30 protein-coding genes are annotated in these 24,998 nt (G+C 43.3%); 15 read left to right on the top strand and 15 right to left on the bottom strand.

The genetic code is table 11. From position 1 onward, the window contains the following. The first annotated feature begins 1 nt into the window (after position 1). Positions 2-703, top strand: coding sequence for a DUF5672 family protein (locus V7S75_RS02510; RefSeq protein WP_459511113.1), 702 nt, complete (start codon positions 2-4; stop codon positions 701-703). A gap of 1 nt (position 704) precedes the next feature. Here the strand turns inward: V7S75_RS02510 and V7S75_RS02505 are convergent, their stop codons facing one another. Then, positions 705-1,052, bottom strand: coding sequence for a LytR/AlgR family response regulator transcription factor (locus V7S75_RS02505; RefSeq protein WP_459511112.1), 348 nt, complete (start codon positions 1,050-1,052; stop codon positions 705-707). Positions 1,053-1,325: 273 nt separating this feature from the next. Here V7S75_RS02505 and V7S75_RS02500 point away from each other — a divergent pair, with 273 nt between their 5' ends. Further along, entirely contained in the window at positions 1,326-2,297 is a 972-nt protein-coding gene (locus V7S75_RS02500) for an aldo/keto reductase (protein ID WP_459511111.1), read from the top strand. Here V7S75_RS02500 and V7S75_RS02495 read toward each other — a convergent pair. Then, the gene (locus tag V7S75_RS02495) at positions 2,278-2,988 is read right to left on the bottom strand and encodes a thioredoxin domain-containing protein (protein WP_459511110.1); all 711 of its coding nucleotides are present in this window, start codon (positions 2,986-2,988) and stop codon (positions 2,278-2,280) included. The two genes, V7S75_RS02500 and V7S75_RS02495, sit on opposite strands and share 20 nt — an antisense overlap. 132 nt (positions 2,989-3,120) lie before the next feature. Here V7S75_RS02495 and eno point away from each other — a divergent pair, with 132 nt between their 5' ends. Together eno and V7S75_RS02485 are read left to right on the top strand one after the other, a co-directional pair. Then, positions 3,121-4,398, top strand: a complete 1,278-nt coding sequence (gene eno, locus V7S75_RS02490) for a phosphopyruvate hydratase (protein ID WP_377977410.1) — start codon at positions 3,121-3,123, stop codon at positions 4,396-4,398. A gap of 6 nt (positions 4,399-4,404) precedes the next feature. After that, the gene (locus V7S75_RS02485; RefSeq protein ID WP_459511109.1) at positions 4,405-4,722 is read left to right on the top strand and encodes an FtsB family cell division protein; all 318 of its coding nucleotides are present in this window, start codon (positions 4,405-4,407) and stop codon (positions 4,720-4,722) included. A gap of 30 nt (positions 4,723-4,752) precedes the next feature. On the opposite strand, the gene V7S75_RS02480 is transcribed toward V7S75_RS02485, so the two are convergent. The 3 genes from V7S75_RS02480 to V7S75_RS02470 form a co-directional block, all read right to left on the bottom strand. Next, positions 4,753-5,412 carry an acetyltransferase gene (locus V7S75_RS02480; RefSeq protein WP_459511108.1) on the bottom strand — a complete coding sequence of 220 codons (660 nt, stop codon included), beginning with the start codon at positions 5,410-5,412 and terminating at the stop codon, positions 4,753-4,755. Positions 5,413-5,513: 101 nt separating this feature from the next. After that, positions 5,514-7,034, bottom strand: coding sequence for a 2,3-bisphosphoglycerate-independent phosphoglycerate mutase (gene gpmI / locus V7S75_RS02475; protein ID WP_459511107.1), 1,521 nt, complete (start codon positions 7,032-7,034; stop codon positions 5,514-5,516). Positions 7,035-7,073: 39 nt separating this feature from the next. Next, entirely contained in the window at positions 7,074-7,760 is a 687-nt protein-coding gene (locus V7S75_RS02470; RefSeq protein ID WP_459511106.1) for a Rossmann-fold NAD(P)-binding domain-containing protein, read from the bottom strand. Positions 7,761-7,793: 33 nt separating this feature from the next. On the opposite strand from V7S75_RS02470, the gene V7S75_RS02465 reads away from it, so the two are divergent. The 3 genes from V7S75_RS02465 to V7S75_RS02455 all read left to right on the top strand — a co-directional run bounded on the left by V7S75_RS02465 (position 7,794) and on the right by V7S75_RS02455 (position 8,834). Next, positions 7,794-8,186 (top strand): Dabb family protein, encoded by a 393-nt coding sequence (locus tag V7S75_RS02465; protein WP_459511105.1) that lies wholly within the window; start codon positions 7,794-7,796, stop codon positions 8,184-8,186. A gap of 52 nt (positions 8,187-8,238) precedes the next feature. Then, complete coding sequence (locus V7S75_RS02460) at positions 8,239-8,487, top strand: hypothetical protein (protein WP_459511104.1); 249 nt, start codon at positions 8,239-8,241, stop codon at positions 8,485-8,487. Positions 8,488-8,549: 62 nt separating this feature from the next. Then, positions 8,550-8,834, top strand: a complete 285-nt coding sequence (locus V7S75_RS02455) for a hypothetical protein (protein WP_459511103.1) — start codon at positions 8,550-8,552, stop codon at positions 8,832-8,834. On the opposite strand, the gene V7S75_RS02450 is transcribed toward V7S75_RS02455, so the two are convergent. Next, positions 8,831-9,496, bottom strand: a complete 666-nt coding sequence (locus V7S75_RS02450) for a TVP38/TMEM64 family protein (protein WP_459511102.1) — start codon at positions 9,494-9,496, stop codon at positions 8,831-8,833. The genes V7S75_RS02455 and V7S75_RS02450 overlap by 4 nt on opposite strands. 85 nt (positions 9,497-9,581) lie before the next feature. Here V7S75_RS02450 and hisH point away from each other — a divergent pair, with 85 nt between their 5' ends. Genes hisH through V7S75_RS02425 form a run of 5 tightly spaced genes read left to right on the top strand, consistent with a single transcriptional unit; the run spans position 9,582 to position 12,606 of the window. Then, a complete protein-coding gene (hisH, locus tag V7S75_RS02445; protein WP_459511101.1) occupies positions 9,582-10,169 on the top strand; it encodes an imidazole glycerol phosphate synthase subunit HisH in 588 nt (195 codons plus the stop codon). Positions 10,170-10,172: 3 nt separating this feature from the next. Further along, positions 10,173-10,907 (top strand): 1-(5-phosphoribosyl)-5-[(5-phosphoribosylamino)methylideneamino]imidazole-4-carboxamide isomerase, encoded by a 735-nt coding sequence (hisA, locus tag V7S75_RS02440; protein ID WP_459511100.1) that lies wholly within the window; start codon positions 10,173-10,175, stop codon positions 10,905-10,907. Continuing rightward, positions 10,901-11,659, top strand: coding sequence for an imidazole glycerol phosphate synthase subunit HisF (gene hisF, locus V7S75_RS02435; protein ID WP_459511099.1), 759 nt, complete (start codon positions 10,901-10,903; stop codon positions 11,657-11,659). The genes hisA and hisF overlap by 7 nt, the downstream gene beginning before the upstream one ends. 10 nt (positions 11,660-11,669) lie before the next feature. After that, the gene (hisIE, locus tag V7S75_RS02430; protein ID WP_459511098.1) at positions 11,670-12,266 is read left to right on the top strand and encodes a bifunctional phosphoribosyl-AMP cyclohydrolase/phosphoribosyl-ATP diphosphatase HisIE; all 597 of its coding nucleotides are present in this window, start codon (positions 11,670-11,672) and stop codon (positions 12,264-12,266) included. A gap of 1 nt (position 12,267) precedes the next feature. Next, a complete protein-coding gene (locus V7S75_RS02425) occupies positions 12,268-12,606 on the top strand; it encodes a phage holin family protein (RefSeq protein ID WP_459511097.1) in 339 nt (112 codons plus the stop codon). Between the two features lie 79 nt (positions 12,607-12,685). On the opposite strand, the gene V7S75_RS02420 is transcribed toward V7S75_RS02425, so the two are convergent. From V7S75_RS02420 to V7S75_RS02405, 4 genes are read right to left on the bottom strand one after another with little or no spacing between them, the layout of a single operon-like run. Then, positions 12,686-13,066, bottom strand: a complete 381-nt coding sequence (locus V7S75_RS02420) for a SpoIIAA family protein (RefSeq protein ID WP_459511096.1) — start codon at positions 13,064-13,066, stop codon at positions 12,686-12,688. A gap of 3 nt (positions 13,067-13,069) precedes the next feature. Continuing rightward, positions 13,070-14,239 carry an MFS transporter gene (locus tag V7S75_RS02415; RefSeq protein WP_459511095.1) on the bottom strand — a complete coding sequence of 390 codons (1,170 nt, stop codon included), beginning with the start codon at positions 14,237-14,239 and terminating at the stop codon, positions 13,070-13,072. Next, on the bottom strand, positions 14,229-15,335 hold the full coding sequence (locus V7S75_RS02410; protein ID WP_459511094.1) for an alpha/beta hydrolase: 1,107 nt from the start codon (positions 15,333-15,335) through the stop codon (positions 14,229-14,231). Before V7S75_RS02410 ends, V7S75_RS02415 begins: the two co-directional genes overlap by 11 nt. Then, positions 15,335-15,847, bottom strand: coding sequence for a DUF3237 domain-containing protein (locus V7S75_RS02405; RefSeq protein ID WP_459511093.1), 513 nt, complete (start codon positions 15,845-15,847; stop codon positions 15,335-15,337). The genes V7S75_RS02410 and V7S75_RS02405 overlap by 1 nt, the downstream gene beginning before the upstream one ends. Before the next feature lie 189 nt (positions 15,848-16,036). Here V7S75_RS02405 and V7S75_RS02400 point away from each other — a divergent pair, with 189 nt between their 5' ends. Continuing rightward, positions 16,037-17,527, top strand: coding sequence for a DUF1593 domain-containing protein (locus tag V7S75_RS02400; RefSeq protein WP_459511092.1), 1,491 nt, complete (start codon positions 16,037-16,039; stop codon positions 17,525-17,527). On the opposite strand, the gene V7S75_RS02395 is transcribed toward V7S75_RS02400, so the two are convergent. Next, the gene (locus V7S75_RS02395) at positions 17,524-18,006 is read right to left on the bottom strand and encodes an asparaginase domain-containing protein (RefSeq protein ID WP_459511091.1); all 483 of its coding nucleotides are present in this window, start codon (positions 18,004-18,006) and stop codon (positions 17,524-17,526) included. The genes V7S75_RS02400 and V7S75_RS02395 overlap by 4 nt on opposite strands. 35 nt (positions 18,007-18,041) lie before the next feature. On the opposite strand from V7S75_RS02395, the gene V7S75_RS02390 reads away from it, so the two are divergent. Further along, complete coding sequence (locus V7S75_RS02390; protein ID WP_459511090.1) at positions 18,042-18,602, top strand: GNAT family N-acetyltransferase; 561 nt, start codon at positions 18,042-18,044, stop codon at positions 18,600-18,602. A 122-nt stretch (positions 18,603-18,724) separates the two neighbouring features. Here the strand turns inward: V7S75_RS02390 and V7S75_RS02385 are convergent, their stop codons facing one another. Continuing rightward, positions 18,725-21,289 carry a TonB-dependent receptor gene (locus V7S75_RS02385; RefSeq protein ID WP_459511089.1) on the bottom strand — a complete coding sequence of 855 codons (2,565 nt, stop codon included), beginning with the start codon at positions 21,287-21,289 and terminating at the stop codon, positions 18,725-18,727. Positions 21,290-21,505: 216 nt separating this feature from the next. Here V7S75_RS02385 and V7S75_RS02380 point away from each other — a divergent pair, with 216 nt between their 5' ends. After that, a complete protein-coding gene (locus V7S75_RS02380) occupies positions 21,506-21,994 on the top strand; it encodes a hypothetical protein (RefSeq protein WP_459511088.1) in 489 nt (162 codons plus the stop codon). A gap of 34 nt (positions 21,995-22,028) precedes the next feature. On the opposite strand, the gene V7S75_RS02375 is transcribed toward V7S75_RS02380, so the two are convergent. Genes V7S75_RS02375 through V7S75_RS02365 form a run of 3 tightly spaced genes read right to left on the bottom strand, consistent with a single transcriptional unit; the run spans position 22,029 to position 24,998 of the window. Next, entirely contained in the window at positions 22,029-22,967 is a 939-nt protein-coding gene (locus V7S75_RS02375; RefSeq protein ID WP_459511087.1) for a 3-keto-disaccharide hydrolase, read from the bottom strand. Between the two features lie 4 nt (positions 22,968-22,971). Continuing rightward, entirely contained in the window at positions 22,972-24,240 is a 1,269-nt protein-coding gene (locus V7S75_RS02370) for an MFS transporter (RefSeq protein ID WP_459511086.1), read from the bottom strand. Next, a complete protein-coding gene (locus tag V7S75_RS02365) occupies positions 24,240-24,998 on the bottom strand; it encodes an SDR family NAD(P)-dependent oxidoreductase (protein WP_459511085.1) in 759 nt (252 codons plus the stop codon). Before V7S75_RS02365 ends, V7S75_RS02370 begins: the two co-directional genes overlap by 1 nt.

Here is a 24,998-nt window from a genome sequence, read left to right as displayed (position 1 = left end):
CATGGAAAAGGTTGCGGTCATCATTCCCATTTATCAAACGCAGTTGAACCCCCGGGAGGAGGTCTCACTCCGACAATGCATCAGCGTATTGGGAAAACATCCGATTATCTTTGTCGCCCCAGAATCACTTGATAGTAACTTTTTAAATTCATATGGTATTACTCCACAGACAATTCGATTTAAAGACGAATACTTTAAGAGTACCAAAACCTATAACAGACTACTGACGAGTCCCATCTTTTACGAGGCATTTACAAATTTTGAGTACATCTTAATTTACCAATTAGATGCCTATGTATTCAAAGATGATTTGCTTGCTTGGTGTCAAAAAGGCTACGATTACATTGGGGCACCTAAGTTGCGCAAACACCACCTGAATAATCAAACAAGTTGCCTACCTATATTATTGAATGGAGGACTTTCCTTACGCCGCGTGAAACCGGTCTTAAGGTATATTAAGATCTACCAACTGTTCTTTCGAGAATGGTTAGCGAATGAGGATGCGATGTTTTCGTTTGCACAAAAAAGAGCCTGGCCATTCCGATTTTTATTACGCTTACCCCCTTGGAAGGTCGCCTTGGCCTTTGCGATTGAACAGAATCCAGAAACTTCATTTAACATAGCAGGCGAACTTCCCTTTGGGTGCCATGCCTGGGAACGCTACAATCCATCATTTTGGGAAAAACACATCCCGCTACAATAAGTTAAGCTTCAGCTCCTTGAAATAACAAACGCATGGAACGCACCTTTCGACGTGAGATGGGAATAATTTCGTCGTTGATCAATCGAATTGATTTTTGAGATTTAAAGTCAATGTGCTGAATGGCGGCGGGATTGATTAGGGCCGACTTAGACGGTCGGATGAAGCCGCCAGTCTCAAGAACATCAGCAAAATATTTTAGTGTTCTACATGACAAAAACTTGCGACCATCTTTAAGAATTACATGGGAATAATTGCCTTCCCCACGGACGAGTAAAATGTCCGGTGGCATCACCTCGGTTCCATCCAGAACAAAAGCAGGCAATACATGTAACTTCTCTTCAAATAGCATAAAGACGCATTAAATTCAGCGATTGGCTTATTCGAAATTAGACTACTTAGCTCCGAAAATTGAATAGAATTGAGTTATTTGCGTTATTGCTATTTTGAAGGCTTAATTCGTTTATTAAAAGGTAATTATGAAAATGTGATATTTACGTTTAAACACATTTTATTGCCAATAAAGGTCAATTTAACATTCCGCGTAGGTAAATAAAACAACACAAAGCAGATAGTAAAGCAATCAAAAAACGATATTATTGTGACTGAAAAACTGAAAACAAAAATGAAAACAAGACGATTTGGTCGGACCGACTGGCAAGTGAGTGAACTAGGTTACGGCATGTGGGGACTGGCGGGATGGACCGGTTCAGATATCGAAGAAGTGAATGCCTCCTTAGAAAAAGCAGTTTCTTTAGGCGCTAATTTTTTTGATACAGCCTGGGGTTATGCGGAAGGAAAAAGTGAGCAGATTTTAGGTGCCTTAATCAAGCGTCATCCGGATAAAAAATTATACGCGGCAACTAAAATTCCACCGAAAAATTTTACTTGGCCATCCAAATCTCACTTCAAGATAGAAGACTGCTTCCCAGCAGCACATATTATTGAATACACCGAGAAAAGCTTAAAGAATTTAGGCGTTGAGCAAATTGATCTCCAACAATTTCACGTGTGGGAAGATGCTTGGGCAAATTCAGAGGAGTGGCAAAAGGCTGTTGAGCAATTAACAGCTGCTGGCAAAGTAGCCCATTGGGGGATTTCAGTAAACCGTTGGGAACCTAACAATTGCCTCAAAACACTTGAAACGGGCCTATTATCCTCGGTTCAGGTGATCTATAATATCTTCGACCAAAATCCCGAAGACCAATTATTTCCGTTGTGTAAGAAATTGGATGTAGGCATTATTGCGCGTGTCCCCTTTGACGAAGGAAGCCTAACGGGATTAATGAGTTATGATACAACTTTCCCAGCGGACGATTGGAGATCTACCTATTTTGTACCCGAAAATCTAATATCGAGTGTGGACCATGCTAATGCGTTAAAGCCATTAGTACCAGCAGGCATGACATTGCCCGACATGGCATTACGCTTTATTTTAGCGAATCCTGACGTAGGAACGATTATTCCCGGCATGCGCAAAATCAAGCACGTGGAAAGTAATATTGCTTGCTCGGATGGGGCAACGTTACCCGCATCCTTACTAACGGAATTAAGAAAGCACCGTTGGGAGCGCCAACCTACTGAATGGTCCCAATAGCTTGATCAAATAATTCTTTGAGCTTCGGCTCTTCTCGGAATCCCGATGTTTTTTGGAGTAATTTTCCTTTGCGAAAAACCAAAAAGCTCGGGATTTCGTCGATTCCGTTGGCCTGTAAAATCGCCTGATTCCCATCTGCCTCCACTTTAATCACAGTTACTTTACCGGCAAATTCACCCGCTAATTTATCTACCATTGGCATCATCTTCAGACAAGGAGCGCACCATTTGGCATAAAAGTCTACGACAACTGATTCATTTTCTTTGGCCATTTTTTCAAAATCCGCAAGACTCCAAGCCGCATCGTGTTTCACGGTAGGGACTCCTTCTAAAGGCATCAATTTTGTTGTCCATTTCAAATATCCTCCTTTTAGTTCTGACACATGAAACCCTTTAGCCCGCATAAGCTCGGCGGCTTGTGCTGACCGACCACCCGAAAGGCAGTAAATCAATACCGGTTTAGATTTATCTAATTTGTCGATTTCTTTGGCAAAGCCTTCCGATCGGAAGTCGATGTTTGTCGCTTTCGGTAAATGCCCGCCACCAAACTCGCCGGATGTACGCACATCCAACAATAAAGCCTGAGGTTGTTCGGCAATTTTGGCTGAAAACGATTCAACGTCAAGCACTTGCGAAAATAATTGCCCTGAACACAAGGTTAAAAACAGGACTAGAAGGGAATATTTTTTCATTTTGAGGGGATGTCAACTTATAAAATCAGGATTAAACACAAAACTCACGGAAATTATCCAAATTTTGCGTTATTTTGCAAGGCAATTTAAGCAATTACATCGTAATCATTTATTCACAATAACAATAAAAAGATGAGTGCAATACAGTACGTACACGCCAGACAAATTTTAGATTCACGCGGAAACCCAACAATCGAAGTTGATATCAAGACCGAAGACGGAGCTTTCGGTAGAGCAGCAGTTCCTTCAGGAGCTTCTACAGGTATCCATGAGGCTGTTGAGCTTCGTGATGAAGACAAATCAGTTTACGTAGGTAAAGGGGTTTTGAAGGCTGTTGAGAACGTAAACAGAGCTATTGCTGAAGAATTATGGGGCTTAGAAGTTTCTGAGCAAAACATGATCGACCGTTTAATGATTGAATTAGATGGTACTTCTAACAAAGGAAAATTAGGTGCAAACGCAATCTTAGGTGTTTCTATGGCGGTAGCGAAAGCTGCAGCACAAGAAGCAGGTTTGCCATTATATCGTTACATCGGTGGTGTTAATGCAAATACATTGCCAGTTCCCATGATGAACATCTTGAATGGTGGTTCTCACGCGGACAACTCAATCGATTTCCAAGAATTCATGGTGATGCCAGCGAAAGCGGAATCTTTCTCACACGCATTGCGTATGGGTACTGAAGTTTTCCACGCATTAAAAGGTGTGTTGAAATCAAAAGGATACTCAACAAACGTAGGTGATGAAGGTGGTTTTGCACCAAACATCAAGTCGAACGAAGAGGCAATCGAAATCGTATTGCAATCCATCGAGAAAGCAGGTTACAAACCAGGTGAAGAAATTTTCATCGCGATGGATGCGGCTGCATCTGAATTCTACGATGAGAAAACAGGTCTTTACACATTCAAAAAATCAGATGGCAAGCAATTGAACAACATGGAAATGGCTGCTTACTGGAAGACTTGGGCGGATAAATATCCAATCATTTCGATCGAAGATGGTATGGCTGAAGATGATTGGGCAGGTTGGGCTGAGCAAACAAAATTAATCGGTTCTAAATGCCAATTAGTAGGTGACGATTTATTCGTAACAAACGTGAAGCGTTTACAAGAAGGTATCGAAAAAGGTGTTGCAAATGCTGTATTAGTTAAAGTAAACCAAATTGGTTCATTAACTGAAACAATTGATACGGTTAACTTAGCGAAACGCAATTCATACAAAAACATCATGTCACACCGTTCAGGAGAGACAGAAGATGCAACAATCGCTGACTTAGCAGTTGCATTGAACACAGGACAAATTAAAACAGGTTCTGCGTCACGTTCTGACCGTATGGCTAAATACAACCAATTGCTTCGTATTGAGGAGGAATTGGGAGCGAATGCTTATTTCCCAGGTTTAAACTTCTAAGCACTCGTGAATCGCATCAAGCAGCAATTTCTTGGGCCGAACAAATTTTATTGGATTTCAGCGAGCATCCTCTTCGTGTGGATGTTCGTGCTGGATTCCAATGATGTCACTGTTCAGTTTCGCCTTTGGAATGAATTAAGGCAGCTTGAAAACGAGAAATCGTATTACCAACAAAAAACCAAAGAATTGGAAAAAGAGCGCCGCATGGTCATCGGAAATCCATCTTTGTTGGAAAAATATGCGAGGGAAAAATATCTGATGAAGAAACCGAAAGAGGATATTTTTGTGATTGTGGACGAAAACAATCAACCCATCGAGCACTAACAAAAAAGCCCTTCAAACGAAGGGCTTTTTTTATATCTTGATATCCTTACTTGAAATTGCGGCTTTCTCCGCAGGATTTCCTTTCCAAATACTCCAAGGATCTGTCTTCTGACGGGTCAAATTCGCCCCCATCGCAATCAAGGTACCTTCACCTAAAACACTTTGGTCTCTAATTGTCGCATTCACACCGATGAAACAATAATCGCCTACTTGGCAACCACCCGAAAGTACCACATGGGATGTAAAGAACACGTGATCACCAATCGTGCCATGATGGCCTATGTGATTTCCAGACCATAAGACTACATCATTTCCAATCGTCACATAAGGCTGAATCGTATTATCCTCCAAAATGAAACAATTGTCCCCAATTTTATCTGTTAAAACCGTCGCATGTGAACTAATATAGGAAATGTAGGAATACCCTTTCTCTAATCCTTGCTCATAAACACGCGCACGAACCCGATTCATGTTTTTCTCCGTTAAGGGAGCAAAGAACTTATATTCCGAAGGAGGATAAACCGATTCAACTGTCTCAAATGGGACTAAAGGTAAGCCGTGAAACGTTGGCTCCTGAATGTAATCTTGCTCAACGGTAAACGCAACAACCTCATGATCGGAATCGTTTTGCAAATAATAAAGTGCAAGTTCAGCGGTTCGTGTATTACCAAAAATAATGACTTTAGCCATAGTAAAATTTAATGGAACAAAGGTAACTAGAGTTTATCCAATTCCCCTTTAGTTAATACCGGTTATTTATCCAATGGTCAAAACTCGTTGTGAACAACGAATTAAAACAGGGGCACTCCCGTCATTTCTTTCGGCTGAGCCACGCCCATCAACTTTAAGATGGTAGGCGACACATCGCCTAATTTTCCATTTTGAAGCGTTGGATGAAAATCATTATCTACTAAAATACATGGAACTAAATTCGTCGAGTGGGCCGTATTAGGCGTTCCATCTTCGTTCATCATGACGTCAGCATTCCCGTGATCTGCAATGATAACGAAAGAGTAACCATGTGCTAAACCTGCTTTGACAACAGCCTCAGCACAAGCATCTACAGTTTCAACCGCCTTCACAACGGCTTCAAAAACACCTGTGTGACCAACCATGTCGGGATTAGCGAAGTTCAAACACACAAAATCAACCTCTTCCTTCTCTAATTCAGGAATCAAGGCGTCACGTAAATCGGCAGCCGACATCTCCGGTTGCAAGTCATAGGTCGCAACCTTCGGTGAATTCCGCAAGATATTTTGTTGGCCTTCAAACAATTGCTCACGACCTCCTGAAAAAAAGAAAGTCACGTGTGGATATTTCTCGGTTTCGGCGATACGAATTTGCTTTTTACCGGCTCCTTCTAACACCTCACCCATCGTCATGGGCAAATTGGAATCATTGAAAATCACTTTCACATTTTGGAATTCCTTATCGTATTCCGTCATCGTCAAGTAATACAGATCCAATTTGTGCATATTCTCCTCATGGAAATCACGTTGCGTAAGCGCTTGTGTAATTTCCCGTCCACGGTCAGTACGGAAGTTGAAACAGATGACAACATCTCCAGCCGCAATTTTTGCCAAAGGTTTCCCCGCAGCATCCGTCGCAATGATGGGCTTAATGAATTCGTCTGTTACGCCGGCATCATAACTTGCTTGGATAGAAGCCAACACATCTTGTGTAGGTGTTCCTTCGGCATCGACCATGGCATGATATGCTAAGGCAACACGTTCCCAACGGTTGTCGCGGTCCATCGCAAAATAACGACCTGTTACGGATGCAACGGCAGTACCTGTTTTCTTTGTATGGTTAACCAAATCCGTCATGAATTTCATCCCTGATTTAGGATCCGTATCACGGCCATCCGTAAATGCATGAACAAACACATTGGACAAACCTGCCTCAGAAGCAGATGTCAATAAAGATTTCAAGTGCTCGATGTGGGCATGAACACCACCATCTGAAACTAAGCCCATGAAATGGACCGATTTATTTTCTTTTTTCGCGTAGTCAAAAGCTTTCGCTAATTCAGGCTCTTGCCCTAAAGTATTTTCGCGAACCGCTTTATTAATACGTACTAGATTTTGATATACGACACGGCCAGCACCTAAATTCATGTGACCCACTTCGGAATTTCCCATTTGGCCTTCAGGAAGACCTACGGCCTCACCCGACGCCTCCAATTTTGAATGCGCATATTTCGTATATAACGAATCAATAAATGGAGTTTTTGCAGCGTCAATCGCTGAAACTTTTGGGTTGGTGGCAATTCCCCAACCGTCTAAAATCATGAGTACGACTTTCTTGTTCACGGGAGTATATTTAATTATCTAACAAAAATAGCCAAAAAGCTATAAACGCGCACGCATTTGTTTGGCGAATGCCAAAATATCCTTTCCCTCGACCGTCTTGACCGGGGAACCAAAAATACTTGCCTCCAACATGGCATGCCCTAATTCTTGTAGGGTACAAGCCGAATTAGGCACAAATAATTTGAGAATCGGGAAAAGCCAATTGATGTATTTGTAAAAGGCCAAGGCATTTTTCAAGCCGGGCGTCGGCTGAATCATGGCCGGACGGAAGGAATAATAATCACCAAAACCTAATTTAGCCAAATCATTTTCCGTTTTTCCTTTGACACGCGCCCAGGCTAAACGACCCAGCTCCGTAGAATCTGTCCCGGCTCCTGAAATGTAACTGAATGACATATTTGGATTCTCATCATGCAAGACTTTGGCAAAGCCTAGCGTCAAATCATAGGTCTTTTGCTTGTATTCATCCGGCTTCATCCCCACGGAAGAAACCCCAAGACAAAATAGGCATGCATCATAACCCTTGATCGCATCCCGCATTTCTTCCGGTTTAAAAAAATCAGAAAGTAGATATTCTTTGACCTTGGGATGAGTCACACCACAGGGCTTGCGGTTAATGACTAAAATTTGGCTCACGAAAGGCGACTGAATGGCTTCATGTAAGACACCTTCGCCTACCATGCCTGTGGCACCCGTAATGATTAATTGCTTTTGTAATATTTCCATCGTAGACTTGAATAATATTTAAATACCTATTTGATGACTTCTAGAAGAAACTTCCTCCAACAAGCCGGCTTGGCGACTGCAGCTAGCAGCCTTTTACCCAATGCAAAATCCGCTATGACCTTTGTTCACCATGTCTTATTTTGGGCCAAAAACCCAGGTAATGAAGCCGAAAAAGCCCAATTATTGGCGGCCTTGAAACAATTAGGTACCCTACCTATGATCCAACAATCGCACGTAGGCCGACCAATCATTACGGAATTCGACAAAGGTGCAACGGATGGAAGTTATACTTTTTCTGTCGTTTTAGTGTTCGATAACGCGACAAAAGAATCGGAATACTTATATCATCCTTTGCACAAAAAGTTCATCGATGAAAACAAGCACCTCTGGGGAAAAGTTCAAGTCATTGATTCTGAATTGATATAAATTAGTCGAAAAACGAATTGACTCGCTTGAAATAGGGCCCTACATTTAGGGCATGAAACCACATACCCGAAAATTATATCAGTTAGTCCGTGCCAAATTGCATTTGGGCGAGCAAGATGGCATGAAATTTATCCATGGACTACAGGCTGAGGTCAAGGAATCTACGCAGGAGTTTGTTTCAAAGGATTTTGTACATCAAACTGTTTCAGAAGCAAAAAGCGAACTGATAAAATGGATGTTTATTTTTTGGGTGGGGCAAGCAGCTGTGACGTATATGATTGTTTCCCTGATAAAAAACTGATAATTATTGGTCTATTCTTGTATCGAATTGACTCATTTAGCGTGTTTTTGTAGGTTTGAAACATGGAAGCGAAATCAATTCAATTGTATCAATTAGCGCATAAAAAACTCCACTTAGTGGAAAAAGATGCCATGGAATTTGTAGATGTCATTCAAGACACCATTGAGGACCGGACTAAGAACTTCGTCACGAAGGAATACTTAGATGTTCGACTCATGGAACTGGAGTTGAAATTATTAACGAAAATAGCCGATTCGGAAAAAAATATTCTACGATGGATGTTTACCTTTTGGATAGGTCAGCTCGTCGCGATGTTCGGTTTTATATACCTGTTTTTAAAACATTAGGCTTTTCTTTTTGCGAGCACAAACATCCCGATGACGGAAATGAATAACATTCCGAGGCTCGCGATATCCTGCCAACGAAGCATTTCGGGATGATTGAGTAAGTTTGCCCAGGAGGCCGCCTGTGTACCGGTCCACAAAGCAATCAGAGTTCGCGGAAGCATCCCCAAAGTTCCGCCTACAAAGAATTGACGCAAAGGAACACCCAAAAATGCCATTAATGCATTCGTGATAGCGAAAGGAAATATGGGAGATAAGCGGGCTAAAAACACCCAAGCAAAGGATTGAGCTTGAACGTTATCCAGAAAATCAGCCGCTTTAAACTTGACTCGAATCAGTTCAATCAGCGAATCTCCTTTCATTTTTCGAGCTAAGAAATAGCCCAACAAAGACGCGATGGCATAAGCGATAATCAATGGCCACAAGCCTGTCCATCCCCAAACAAAGCCCGTAAACATGGCAAAAAAGGTTGTTGGACACAATGCCAGCCCCATGATAAAAACAGCACCCATCCAAAATAACACATATTCCGTAGGTGAAAATTCTGTAAAAAATGTGGGATTCGCCAAGGCAAAATAACCCAACAGCATACTCGAAAGCACGGGTAAAGCTCCCATCCAGAGAAGGTAAAGCGTTTCAAGAATGATGCGACGATTTTTGGGCATAAGGCCAACAAATATACGCTTCTTTTCATAATCCAAGCCCTTTTGCCTACCTTTGCAGGGCATTTTGCCCCATTAAAATTCATCCATGGAAATCGCAATCATCAAATACAACGCCGGAAATGTGCAATCGGTCATGTACGCTTTGGACAGAATCGGGATGAAATACCAATGGACAGATGACGAGCATGTAATTCGTTCAGCAGATAAAGTCATCTTTCCTGGGGTTGGTGAGGCGAGTACGGCTATGGCCTATTTATGTGAAAAAGGCTTAGATCAACTTATTCCCTCTTTAAAACAACCTGTTTTAGCGACCTGCATCGGGATGCAATTATTATGCCGAGATTCTGAAGAAAATAACACAAGCTGCATGGGCGTATTTGATGTACCCGTGAAACGCTTTGTTAGCTCAGACCTGAAAATACCGCACGTTGGCTGGAATTCCATTCAAGCCAATGGTGAAAATGTACTGATGGAAGGACTCAAAAAAGAAGAATACGTTTATTTCGTCCACTCCTTTTATGCGCCCGTAAATCCGTATACGACAGCCACTTGTGACTATGCGCAACCCTTTTCTGCTATGTTGCAAAAAGACAATTTCTATGCGGCACAATTCCACGCAGAAATATCGGGCATGGCCGGTCAAAAAATCATTCAAAACTTCTTAGCGCTTTAATCTATGTTCCAACTCATTCCAGCCATCGATATTATTGGAGGACAATGCGTTCGATTAACGCAAGGGGATTACAAACAAAAGAAAGTCTACAGCTCAGACCCTTTGGAAATTGCCAAAGCGTTTGAAGGAGCGGGCATTCAACGTTTGCATTTGGTGGATTTAGATGGAGCCAAGGCGAAAGAAATTGTCAATGCTGCTGTCTTGGAGCGCATTGCTTCGAACACTTCTTTGCACATTGATTTTGGCGGTGGAGTTCAATCCGATGCCATGATCGACCGAGCGTTTTCTGCCGGTGCAGCACAAATCACCGCAGGAAGTATTGCCGTTCGCAATCCTGAACTCGTACACGGTTGGTTCAAAAAATACGGAACAGATAAAATCATTTTAGGTGCCGATGCACACAATGAGCAAATCGCCGTATCGGGCTGGCAAGAAAATTCCAACATCTCTATTTTTGATTTCCTGACAGACTACCAAGCGGCAGGTGCGCAATACGTTATCTCGACGGATGTGGCGAAAGATGGATTGTTGCAAGGACCGAGTTTTGATTTATATGAAAAAATTCAGGCCAATAATCCCGGAATGAACATCATTGCGAGTGGCGGAGTGGCCAATATGCAAGATTTGGAACAATTACGTGCCATGAATTTATTCGGAGTAATTGTGGGAAAAGCCTTTTACGAAGGTCGCATTACGCTTGAAGATTTAGCCACATTTGCCAAAGAATCCCTATGCTAACGAAACGAATTATTCCCTGTTTGGATATAAAAGAAGGTCGGACTGTGAAGGGGACCAACTTTGTGGACTTGCGCGATGCGGGTGATCCCGTTGAATTGGGTGCACTCTATGCGGAACAAGGAGCAGATGAATTGGTTTTTTTAGACATCACGGCGACCGTTGACAACCGAAAGACCTTAGTCAACTTGGTTCGTGAGGTGGCACGTCATGTCAACATACCTTTTACCGTCGGTGGTGGAATCAGTAGCATCGAAGATGTTTCAGCCTTATTGAATGCGGGTGCTGATAAGGTTTCGATTAATTCCTCAGCGGTTCGTCGGCCGGAATTAGTGGACGAATTAGCCTTGCAATTCGGGTCGCAATGCATCATCGTAGCGATTGATACGCGCTTTGTAGATGGCAATGATTGGGTACATACGCACGGAGGAAGAAAAATCACAGAAATTCAAACGATGGCTTGGGCGAAAGAAGTCGAGTCGCGTGGAGCGGGTGAAATATTATTAACATCCATGGATGCTGATGGAACCAAAGCGGGCTTCGCGAATGACTTGACGAGTCGGGTTTCATCGCAGTCATCCATCCCCATTATTGCTTCAGGTGGTGCGGGCAGTATGGATCATTTTTATGAGGTTTTTACGGAGGGAAAGGCGGATGCCGGTTTGGCAGCGAGCATTTTCCACTTCAAGGAAATTGAGATTATTGAATTGAAAAAATATTTATCAAGCAAAGGAATTCCGATGCGGATATACTAATTTAACCCCTATGAGTTTACAACCCGATTTTTCCAAAGGATTAGTACCTGCCATTATTCAAGATGCAAGCACCTTGAAAGTCTTGATGTTAGGGTACATGAATGAAGAGGCCTATGCCAAAACGATTGCAGAAAAACGGGTGACCTTTTTTTCCCGCTCAAAGAATCGCCTTTGGACCAAAGGAGAGACGTCCGAAAATTACTTGGATGTCGTGCAAGTCGCGATCGATTGCGATCAAGACACGATTTTAATTCAAGCAAAACCTGCTGGGCCTACTTGCCATACGGGAGCTGACACTTGTTTCAACGAATCTAATGCGGACAATGCGGCTTGGTTGGATCAATTAAAGCACGTGATTCGTTCACGTAAAAATGCGTCTGCGGATACTTCATATACCGCTTCATTATTCCAAAAAGGAACACACAAAGTAGCCCAAAAAGTGGGTGAAGAAGCTGTGGAATTGGTGATTGAGGCCCTGATGAAAAATGATGATTTATTCAAAGGCGAGGCGGCGGATTTGATCTTCCACTTATTGGTTTTATTAGAAGATCGTGGAATCGGTTTGGAAGAAATCGTAAAGACATTACAAGCTAGACATCAGAAATAATATGATTGGATTTATCATTCGTTACATCATCATTGCTTGCGTGGTTTTAGTCATTCCGCGCTATTTAAAAGGAATTACTGTCGATGGATTTACGACAGCTTTGTTGGTCGCCCTCGCCATGGGATTTTTAAATTCCTTCGTGAAACCCATCTTAAAAATTATCAGTTTCCCAATCACTTTCATGACCTTGGGATTGTTTTCTTTGGTGATTACGGTAGCAATGGTTTACATCGTGGAAGCCTATGTTGATGGATTTAAGGTAAGTGGATTCATTGCTCCCTTAATCTTCAGTTTTGTGGTAGGAATTACGAACTCTTTCGTAGGGCTTTTTACGAAATAACCCGCCTTACCTTTGGCAAACCTTGGAGGATTGCCAAAGGTAGTGTTTGCATACGACAATTCAGTTGTTCAAAAAGCGATTATCTATTACTCGATAAACTCAATAACCAGGCCTTCGCTGTTTCTTCATTCGTAAAAGATTTCATGGGAATGGGAGGTTTTTGGAAGGCAAAAAGAAGCTTCATAATCAAGGTAGACAGACCGGGCTTTGACACCATAGCCATCGCCGAATAGATCTCGGGAAGAATCGATTTGGAATAATCCCGAGTGGCCTTGTCGGGCATCGGAGAGTTTTTCAAAAAGATCAATAAAGGAACAGGCTTATCTCCAGCAATGCTTTTGACCAATTCCCTATTCCTTTCCATCAAGGGAACCGTACGCAAAACTGATTTGGAATAGGAATACAAAATTCCTGATTCGTCTAAACGGTAGTTGGCAATTTCCCCTTCTATAAGCTGCATAGATTAACTAATATCTTTGGAAGAAATACGAAAAGTCATTAGTCCTGCCAAAGCTGCTGGGATCGCAAATACCCAAAAGCTTTGCGTCATGTCTAAGCCCCAAGCGACCAAAAGTCCCCCTAAAATCGGACCGATAATTCCGCCCAATCGGCCCGCACCAATCGCCCAGCCAACGCCCGTCGTGCGAATATAGGTAGGATACATACTCGCGGCCACCGCATATAAACCCACGAATCCTCCTTGTACACCAAATCCCATCAAAAAGAATATGACTAAAACATAAGGCGAATGCACGAAGAAGCCAAAAGACAGCATGGTCACCGCCGTAAAAAGTAAAATCGTCCCAATCGTTTTCTTCAAGCCAAAACGCGATGAACAATAACCTTGCATCGGGATGCCCACAATGGCACCAAGATTAAAAACAGTTCCGGCGTAAATGGCTGCCGACATGGATAGCCCGGCATTCGTGGCTAATTTGTGAATCCAATTCAACATAAAATACAAGGTTGCGAAAGCTAAAAACAAGGCAGTCCACAACTGAAACGTAGAAATTCGGTAAGGCTCTTTGACCAAAATTTGTACACTCGGCTTTTCTTCAGCACTTTGAGAAGCGGCAAATGATTCTTTGATAAATAGCCCAACCAGGGGTAAGGACAAAAATGTCGCAAAGCCTGCTAGTTCAAAGAGATGCTCCCATCCAGATGTTTTGATAACCGTAGCAGCTATCAAACCTGACAATACTGCTCCGACGGGATAACCCGCAACCACCGTACTCACCCAAAAATTTCGGGTCGAAACAGCCGAATTTTCAGCAGTTAAAGCCGCCGTCGTTGCCATCATCGCCCCGATACCCAAACCACTGATGAAGCGAAAAATCATCAACAAATTCACATCCGTGGCATAAGATGTCGCATAAATACAAGTAGCCATTAATAAGCCTGCAATTAGCATTGTGGATTTCCGACCAATCCGGTCGGCAAACGGTGCTAAAAAGATCGCCCCTACGGTCATACCCACAAGACCCGAAGAGAATACGATCCCTAAATTAGCGGGACTAATACTCCAAGCTTTCGCAATAGCAGGAGCGGCATAGGAAATGATGAGCACGTCCATGCCATCCAACATATTCATTAAAAAACAAATGAAAATTGTGAGGTATTGCTTAGTTGACATATCCAAAAGAAGGCTTCACGCCCGTTTTAACCCAGTTACGCAAGGCATCAAAAGCCTCACCTGTTTGTTTATCAGTAAATTGGCAATGTGCCTGTCCATTCGTGTATTTGACCGTAAAATATTTCCCACGACCCTGTGCATGAATCATGTTTTCGAGATTCGTAACCGCATAAGAAACGGGGATCAATTGGTCATAAATCGTATGCATTAACACAATCGGCTTATCGATTTTTCCAGTCCGATCGTAGCGGGCGAAAAGTTTCTGCGGATCCTGGGTAGCGGCCAAACGTTCCGCCTTTTTGTTCACTTCTAAGTTATCCGGAAAGCCCGAATAGACCGTTTGCGTATTGTCAAATGGGTTACCATTGAATTTTAAGGCCAAATCTCGCAACACATTTTGATTGAAAAATAAAGAACCTGGTAAATCAGCTAATTTCAAATCAAAGCGTTTCGCAAAAGCGACAGCTAATACGGAATCTTTAGCTAAAATGGCTTGTTTGATGGCCGCCATGCGCGAACCTGCTTGGGCAAACGAAACAAATGCAATCGAACTCGCTGGATCAAAAATTTCCTTCAAACTAGGAACGATCCCTGGAAAAAGTCCATTAAACGTCGCATACATGTCATATTCCTTGCGGCATTGCAGATATGGTCTGGAAGCCAAGGGACAAAGGGGTAGGCCACCTTGGTAATGCTGCCCAAAATTTTCCAATGTCGCGATCGTAATCCCACCACCCATGGAATGCCCCACCATAAACGTGGAATCCGGTTGGCCCATCTTTTTAACAAACGCTTGGCGTAATTCTTCCGTGGCATCAACTCCTTCAGCCAGAGCGAACCCTTGAATGGGATAATCCGATGCCGCAATCGCAAATCCTCGATCCAAAAAGGGTTTTAGTCGTTGGGCCAACTGAGCATTTGCACTTGCTGGCGGGGTGCCCATGAACTGGTAACCATGCGCATACATGATTAGCTTTTTGTTCCAATTTGCGGGAATGTGTATTTGATAATCGCCTCCCTTGAGAACGCCCAGGTCTACCGCCTTTTGTCCGTGTAGCGAAAGGGCAAGCAGGCATAAAATTGCTATTTGCTTCATTAGAGTAATTTATAAATTCGGATTTTCACAGCATCGGGCATCCGTTCGCCGGTGCAAACAAAAATGGTATCATTGATCCAAGCATATTTGCTCGTTAAAGGAGCTTCTAATTTGGGAATCGCGCGGAAATAATATTGACTGGCATCCACTTTTTCACCTTTGGCAATACGCGCTGCGACTTCGGGAGTTGCAACACGAACACCGATGTTTTTCACATAAATGATGGATCCATCATCTGCCTTAAATTGATAATGCGCTTCCAATTCTGCAACGCCATCTTTCCGGACTACTTGCCAGTCGGCACCTCCATTAAAAATCTCTCCTTTAATTCCGGGACCATCCACTGTCCCACCGATGATAGGAATAATCCGACGCGTTCCATGGGCCGTTTCACCTACGGTTAGTGCGGGACTAAGTTTTACTTGCAATTCGCAGAAAAATTCGAGTTTGGGAGCTTCTTGAGCGAAGGCCGTTGACATGCTGAAAATCAGCAAAGCGATAATTTTTTTCATAGGTTTAGCTTTGTTCCCCTCGCTTAGCTTTGGCAAACCTTCGAGGATTGCCAAAGCTACGGGGAAATTAGGAATTTTCGATGCCTAAAAAGCATTTTATCAAGTAATTGAATCTTGATTTAACTCGAATTCCACTAACTTCGCGATACGCTGACGGGGTCGGTGACCACCGGCAGCGTATAACCTAATATGAAAAAACTGATTTTCGGAGCGCTGCTCCTGTGCCTATCGTTAACTGGATTTACGAAAGGTAATCTCCCGCGAACCATCGTAACAACCGACGGCGAAATTGACGACGTAGATACATTTATTCGGATGTTGATGTATTCCAACGAATACCAAGTCGAGGGACTCATCTATTCGAGTTCCATGTGGCATTACAAAGGGGACGGAAAGGGGACCAAATTCACCTCGGAAATGGAGATGACTCGGAAAATGTATGGTGCTAAAACGGATTTGCGTTGGCCGGGCGTTCAGTGGATTCAAGACCTCCTGAAAGCCTATGCTGAGGTTCACCCGAATTTAATCTTGCACGACAAAAACTACCCATCGCCCGCTTACCTCAACAGCATAGTTAAAGTAGGAAATATTGATTTCGAGGGCGAAATGGAACAAATCACTGAGGGTTCCGAATGGATTAAAGCGAAATTATTGGACAAAGACCCAGAACCGATCTATTTGCAAGCTTGGGGAGGAACGAACACCATTGCCCGCGCTTTAAAATCGATCGAAGAACAATTTGGTGCTGACAAAAATTGGCCCGCCATCAAAGCAAAAATTTCGAAAAAGGCCATCATTTATACGGTCATGGATCAGGACGCCACGTATAAAAACTACATCGGAGGGCACTGGCCAGAAATTCGGGTTTTCTACAATGCGCATCAATTTGCGAGTTTCGCATACCCTTGGAAACGCATCATGCCAAAAGCGACACAGCCCTATTTCGAAGGCGCTTACATGGCAAATAAGATTATTTTGGACCACGGACCTCTTTTAAAAATGTATTATTCCTACGGGGATGGCCAAAAACAGGCGGGCGATGATGAACACATACACGGGGACATCACTAAAATAAAAAATGCACAATGGGGTGATTTTAATCAATATGATTTCATTTCCGAAGGAGATTCCCCAGCCTTTTTACACCTCGTTGACGTAGGCTTAAACAACTTAAACAACCCTTCATTTGGCGGATGGGGCGGTCGATTTGTGCAAGCGAAAGACAATCCATTCCGATTTGAAGACAATGAACAAGCTGCTGATTTCAATCCGGAAACAGGAAAAATGGACATCAATTATTCGCAAACACGTTGGCTAATTGCGGCACAAGAGGATTTCGCAGCGCGTGCCGACTGGTGTGTAAAATCCTATGCGGATGCAAATCACGCGCCTCAAATCACAGTAAAAGAAGGCATGAATTTAACGGCTAAGGCAGGTCAAGAGCTCTTATTAACGATAGAAACACGTGACCCAGACCGGAATGGCATTCAATTGAAAGCTTGGGCCTATCCAGAAGCGGGATCCGGAAAAGCAGGGGTTAATATTGGGGGAAAACAAGCCATCGTTTCCATCCCAGATTCAGCGAAAAAAGGGGACACATTTCATGTGGTCATCGAGGGAACGGACAATGGAATGCCAGCCCTAACTCGCTATCGTCGGGTAGTCATTACTGTCCGCTAAATAGCTTCAAATTCTCCGCGTTCGAGGTTTTTACGAACTTCGCCGGCCTTAAAATATTTGCCATTCATGGAAATATATACTCCTGGGGAGAGCACTTGCACAAAAGCGAGGGCACTCCCTAGGTTAAACATCCCATCAGAAGAACCAAATTTATAGGGAATCATCGCACCCGTTAACACGATGGTTTTATCGGAAATTTTTCCTGCCAAATATTCAGCCGTTTGGGTCATCGTATCTGTTCCATGCGTAATCAAGATTCGATCAGCATCAGTTGAAAGGCAGGCATCACAAATCTGAATTCGGTCGGTATCCGTAAATTCGAGGCTATCTTTCATAAAGAGCGTATCCGTTTTGACATCCAGTCGGTTCCGCCCTTTCGTCAACATTTCCTGCAAATGCGTCTCTTTGAAATACAAGGAACCATTTAGTTCATTGTATTCCTTATCAAATGTTCCTCCGGTAACATAAATCTGAATCATATTTTTTTAATTTGTCGATGAATGATTAAAACTACATGGTCCAAATACAATTAGCAAAAACAAGTGAAGAATTAATTGAGGTATTGGCACTCCAACAAGCCAATCTGCGGAAAAACATCAGCGAAGAAGAGGCGACGACACAAGGATTTTTGATGGCGGAATACGACTTGGCCTTTTTGGAATTGCTACATAAAAACAGCCCTGGCATCCTAGCGAAAGTTGGCGAAAAGGTCGTTGGCTATAGTTTAGTCGCACTACCCGATACGGCACGCCATCATCCATTGTTGGCCGATTTAGTTGAAAACATTGAAAGATGCTTATACGACGGTAAGCCTGTTACTACTTATGCGATTGTGGCACAATTATGTGTTTCAAAGGATTACCGGGGACAGGATTTGGTCCAAAAACTCTATGGGGGATTTCAAGAGCACTATGCCTCTCGTTTCGACTTTTGCGTAACCGATGTCGCACAGGCAAATGCGCGATCACTTAAAGCACATCAAAAACGCGGATTTCAAGTCATCGACACCCTATCTTACGGCGGAATCGGATGGGATATCGTTTTATGGGATTGGAACAAAAAATCAGTTTCTTGATAGGCCAATCCGCGCTAGAATAGGCGCTAGACTGATTTTATCAAAAAACTGATTGAAAAAATGCGTAAATCGGTAGACGCTGCCGGGGTTAGAAACCCCGGCAGCGTCACCAAAAAAATCATTTAAAGTGCGTGGCGCAAAGTGATGCCATACGTTCTTGGATCGCCCAAAACAGCCGCATATTGCCCAGCACTCCCTGCTCCAGGTAATAATTGCTCAAAATAGTTTTGATTCAAGACATTACGTCCCCATACAGAGATACTCACACCTTTTACAGACCGGAAGCCGATTCGGGCATTCAATAATGAATATCCTTCCACATTTAAATATTTGGAAGGCGTAGGACTCGAAGAGAAACCCGAGCGAACATAATCATCAATAGCGATATAGAATTCCCCCGTTTGGCCTAATAATTTAGCTACAGAAGTAAATTCGCCACCAAATGAACCTGCCCATTTAGAAACCCCTGGCAAATCTTGTCCAGAGATGTCTTTAAAAAAAGCCGTTCCTCCTGTTTCCTCTAAAGGAACTGGGGCATTTTTGAATGTCGTGTAAATCGCCTCGGTATAAGCTAAGTTACCATAAAACGAGAAATGCTTTGTCAAACTTACCGTTCCATCTACTTCAAGACCACGTACTCGAACACCTTCCGCATTCGCTAAATAACCGCGGTTAACAGCCGGATCTGGCGTTTGAACTAAGGTTTGGTAATCGGTAATTTCCGTATTGTAGGCAGTTAAATTAAAGGTAGTATTTACACTAGGGCGCGTTTTAAAGCCAATTTCGAAATGCTTCGTAGCCTCTGGTTTGATGGTCGCTAAGTCTAACATCGGTTGACCATTCAAGGTAGGCAAGCCCCCTAAATTCAACCCTACCGGCTTGTATCCAGTCGAATAGGTCGCAAATGAATTAAAGTTTTTCGAAGCTTTGTAAGCTAAAGTCACTTGTCCAGAGAAGTTGCGATCAGATACATCAGCATTAAACGCCTGGTCTGAATACACTAATTTTTTCAAGGCGATCAACGCCGGATCAGTCGTTTGTAAACCACCATAAGTCGTCCGACTATAGGTCAAATCTTTCGCATCATAATTGTAGCGAATACCTGGCATCAAGCTGATTTTGTTTGTCAATGCAATATCCAATTGACCAAAAACGGCGGCAGAAAGGGTGTTCAAATTCGAACGTGTCTTAATTCCATAACCTTCGAAAAGACCCGGCGTTTTCCAAAGTGCACTTGTTGTGCTTTGGTTAAATCGCCACGTGGCAGAGCCGCCTTCCTCCGTTTGATCCGGAGAGGATTTCAAATTTTGGCCAAACAAAAAGGCCCCAAATACAGCACTCAATTTAGAAGAAAATGTCCCCGCCCAACGAAGCTCTTGAGACCATTGCTCGTGCTTCGAAGGCGCTTGAGATAATTTCAACGCTTGCAATCCTGTAAAATCACGGTCATTCGATGGATCCCAATTCCAATATCTCCAAGCAGTCGTCGATGTTAAGGTACCAGGTCCGACCTGAATATCTGCCGTTAAAGAAAGACCTCCTAAGTCTTGATTCGAGCGCCAAGGCGTATCATGATCAATCAATCGATCAAATGGATTACGACTTGGCAGCGTATAATTCAAGTCTTTGATGATGTTCTCAAATTGTCGGTATGATGCGCGTAAGGTAGGCGCAACTCCCGCAAAAACCTGTGCATAACCGTTCGGTCTTTGTTCCGTAAAATCCCCAATCAAGGTAAACTTCGCTTTCTCTGAAGGCACAAATAATAACTGTCCACGGACACCTAAATTATTTAAGTCATTCACTTTTTGTTGGGAAACAACATTGTACAATAACCCATCCCGCTGCGTTCCAGAGAAGGAAATTCGGGCAGCTAAAGTTTTGGAAAGCGGCCCCGTAATACTCGCCTTCGCCTGAATGAAACCGTAATTACCATAACTCATTTCGAAATTGGCACCCGGCGTAAAGCTTGCTTTTTTTGTCGTTACATTAAAGTTACCCGCCGTCGTATTTTTACCAAAAAGCGTTCCTTGTGGCCCACGCAAAACCTCCACTTGTTCGATATCCACAAAATCCATCGTTGTGGCTGCTGGTCTCGCATAATAAACCCCATCCACATAAAATCCTACGCCTGGGTCAATACCGTCATTTGTTAAACCAAATGTGGTTCCCAAGCCGCGAATACTTAAGGAAGTATTACGAGGATTCGAAGAATACAATTGAACCGATGGGATGAATTCTTTCAAACGGTTCACATTAAATGAACCTGTCTCTGCTACTTTCGCACCACCTATTACGGTAATTGGAATAGGAACATCTTGCACCGCTTCTTTTCTCCGACGTGAGGTCACCACGATTTCCTCTAATTCCTTCGCCTCCTCTTTCAAGTAAATCGTCACGGGAGTTCCTTCCGCGATGTAATCTTGTTTTTGATATCCCACGAAACTAACGATCAGGGTATAGGGAAATTTTTGTCCCGTTTGGAAATAAAAATGTCCTTCGGCATCCGTAATGACACCGTGCGTTGTGCCTTTGATAAATAATGAAACACCTGGTATGGGCTCTTTGGTTTTCTCATCCAAGACCTGTCCACTTAAGGTAGAATTGATGGTCGATTTAACTTGTTGGCCAAAGGTTGTAGCTGCCGATACGGACAGGATTAATAGGAGGGTAAAAAACTTATTCATACTCAGAGTATTATATTTTACTTTATACTATAAACTCTACCGATTTAGTAGATTGTTTGGCAAAAGTAAAAAGCATCCCGATTAAATACAAATAAAAAATTTAAAAAAAATTCTTGAGTGAAGAAAAAAGAAGAAAAAATTTGCATTTAAAGCAAATGAAGCTAGTTTTGCAAACTCTATAAAAATGATAGATTTTGTATTTTTATCAATTGACTTATGAAAAAATTACTATTATTCGTTTTGGCTTCTCCATACCTACTCCAGGCTCAAGAGGTATTTCCGAAAATCACCGGCCACGCCGGAATCGTTCACGCGCTCGTTACTTTAAGTGATGGTAACGCCACGTATAATTTCAATAACTCCTATACAGTCAGTTTCCCGGTAGCTATCAACATCTGGAAAACGAATAAAATCGGTTTTTCATTTGAGGCCTATCCAACCATCAAAAACGAAAATGGTTCGCACAAAATGACAAATTTCACCTTGCACCCCGGAATTTTATATCGTTTTACGCCTACATTTACCTTCGCAGGACGCGCAGCTTTCGAAACCAGCGGCCGCTATGGAATTACCCCCGTTTTCACGAAGGTCTTCAAGAAAAATAAGTTAAGTAATTATTATATCGCGATTCCACTGCCTGTGAGAACAGGAGCCGATAAGCCGATTTCAGCAGCTCTAGCCGTTCAATTAGGCGTTTCATTCTAATAAAAAAGGCCCTTCTTGCGGAGGGCCTTTTCATTTATTTCGCTGGTGTCAGCACGATATTTCGATACTCGACAGGTCCATGATCTCCTTGTATCATAATCGGCCCTGGTGCGGCCTCATCACTATCCATCGCACCTCCCGTTACTCCCGGAATGTTCTGATCTACAATCACTTTTTGGCCATTTAAGGTCACGGAAACCTTACGCCCTACCAGCGTGATGTCATACGACTGCCATTCTCCTGAAGGTTTCGCCGCCTGAATCAAAGGATCTATAAACCCATAAATACCACCTAAATAAATACTGTAAGGTGCTTTGCCAAAGCTATCTTCCACCTGTACCTCATAACGTCCACGGAGATAAACACCACTATTACTCCCTGGCGGCAAGCGAAACTCTACATGCAATTTGAAATCTGTAAACTTCTCATCTGTACAAATATTAGCCCCCGATGCTGGACTCTTCATCACCCCTTGCTCCATCACCCATTGATTGGGTTTAGTTCCCAGCGAATGCCAACCGGTTAAATCTTTGCCATTCAATAAATTAATGGGCTTATCCCAAACCGGTTCCGCCGATCTCCACAAGGAAGGTGCACGAACTCCCGTAAAGGCCATCGACTTGCCATTGGGTTTAACGATAGTCCCCGACAATTTTCCATCTTTCAAGTCTCCATCAAAACTCATGTACGACTCATCCTTTTCCCATTGTGGCGGAATCTTAAACGACACATGCCCATCTTTGAAAAACACTTCCGAAATCGGTCTTGCTGAACCGCCATCTCCCACAAAGCGACCCGTTAAGGTCTTTAAACCGGAATGACGAACCTCTAACCAAGAAGGAGCCGTCGAAACTCCCCCATTACGATTTTCCATAGAAACATGTAAATCCCAAGCTCCTTCCAATGGATGATGCGATTCCTGCGCGAATACACTCGAAGAAAGTGCCACTAATGCAATCAATAATTTTTTCATAGGTCTACGATTTAACCGCCTCCATTTTGGGCGAAATAACATGAATCAATAACCACGCAAATAAATAGGCGCAGCCACAAGCCACAAAGATAACATTATATCCGGCCGACAAAGCCTGGTCTGCCTTGTATGCATCCAAAACAACGCCGATAATGTAAGGAAAAATCACCCCGCCCAGCGAACCCGCCAAACCACCAATCCCCACAACGGAAGAAACCGCATGTTTCGGAAACATATCCGATACTGTCGTAAAAATATTCGCCGACCACGCCTGATGCGCCGATGCTGCAATGCTAATTAAAAATACGGCCTGCCAAATATCCGTCGCCCAACGAGCCCCGATAATCGGCACAGCGCATAGTGCAAAAAAGAACATCGAATACTTCCGCGCCTTGTACACGGGCCAACCTTTCTTAATGAAATACCCCGAAATATAGCCTCCGCCAATACTACCAATCGACGTGCAGGTAAACAAGATCGCCAAATGTAAACTCGGCTTTTTCAAGTCCAAAGCAAAGGTCGTTGAAAAATATGAGGGCAACCAGAACAAGAAAAACCACCAGATCGGATCCGTGAAAAACTTGCCTACGATGAAAACCCAGGTTTGGCGGTAGCCAAATAATTTTCCCCAAGCGATGGGTGCGACTTCTGTCACATCCTCCTCCACATTTTGAATATGCGCTAACTCTTCCGTTGTTACGGATTTGTGTTTCGAAGGAATCTCATAAAACACCCACCATAAAGCCAACCACACAAAGCCAATCGCACCGGTAATGATAAAGGCCTCTTGCCATCCATACGCTCCCAAAATCCAAGGAACCATAATAGGCGCCACCATGGCTCCGATATTTGCCCCGGAATTAAATATCCCAGTAGCTAAAGCTCTTTCTCTTTTCGGAAACCACTCGGCCACCGTCTTAATCGCCGCCGGAAAATTCCCCGCCTCGCCTGCTCCCAATGCCGCACGTGCCGCACCGAAACCAAACGAAGTTTTCGCCAAAGCATGCGCCATCGCCGCAAAAGACCAAATCACAATCGAAATGGCATAACCCATTTTGGAACCAATCTTATCGATTACCTTCCCAAAGGCCAACAAGCCAATCGCATAGGAAGCCGTGAAACACATGACGATGAAACTGTAATCGGTCTCCGACCAGTTCAATTCTTTTTCCAGCGTGGGCTTCAACAAGCCGATCACCTGGCGATCCAAATAATTAATCGTTGTTGCAAAAAACAAGAGGGCGACCACCACCCAGCGGTAATTTCCTTTCATTAGAATCCGATTGAATTCCCGCCGTCAACCGGGATTGAGACGCCTGTCACATAATTTGCTGCATCGGAAGCTAAATAAACCGCAGCCCAACCGATATCCTCGGGTTTTCCGAAATAGCCCATCGGCGTGCGATCCATCGCCTTGTGTTTACGATCCGGATCCGAATTCATCGCGGTTCTGCTCATCGCCGTTTCGATAAATCCAGGGGCAATCGCATTCACACGAACGCCTTTGCCCGACCACTCGGAAGCGAGCACGCGCACTAAACCATAGATACCGGTTTTAGAAGATGCATAAGCTGCCACACGATCGATTCCGTAGTATGCCGCCATCGAAGAAATCATGATGATAGATCCTTTACCTCGCTCCAACATATGTTTCCCTACTTCCCGTGTTAAGGAGAAAACCGCATTCAAATTCACATTAATAATATTCGCAAAATCATTATCCGAAACTTCCACCGCCGGGCGTTTCATGTTGATTCCCGCATTGTTGACAAGTATGTCTATTCCACCGTGTTTTGCCACTAGATCCGTTACCAGCTGTGATGTTTTGCTCAAATCTGAAACATCATTCACCGCATAATGCGCCCCTGAACCTAAGTTGGCAACCGCCTCTTTCAGCACATCTTCCCGCCGACCCGTGATCACGACCGTCGCTCCGGAGGCTAAAAAGCATTTGGCAATATCGAATCCGATTCCGGTTCCGCCGCCCGTGATGAGCGCCACGCGCCCTTGCAATGAAAATGGTTGTTGCAT

The organism is Aquirufa sp. TARAVU-A1A (assembly GCF_054558675.1).
The sequence above is the reverse complement of the archived record's forward strand: the minus strand, read 5'-3'. Positions and strand labels throughout refer to the sequence as shown.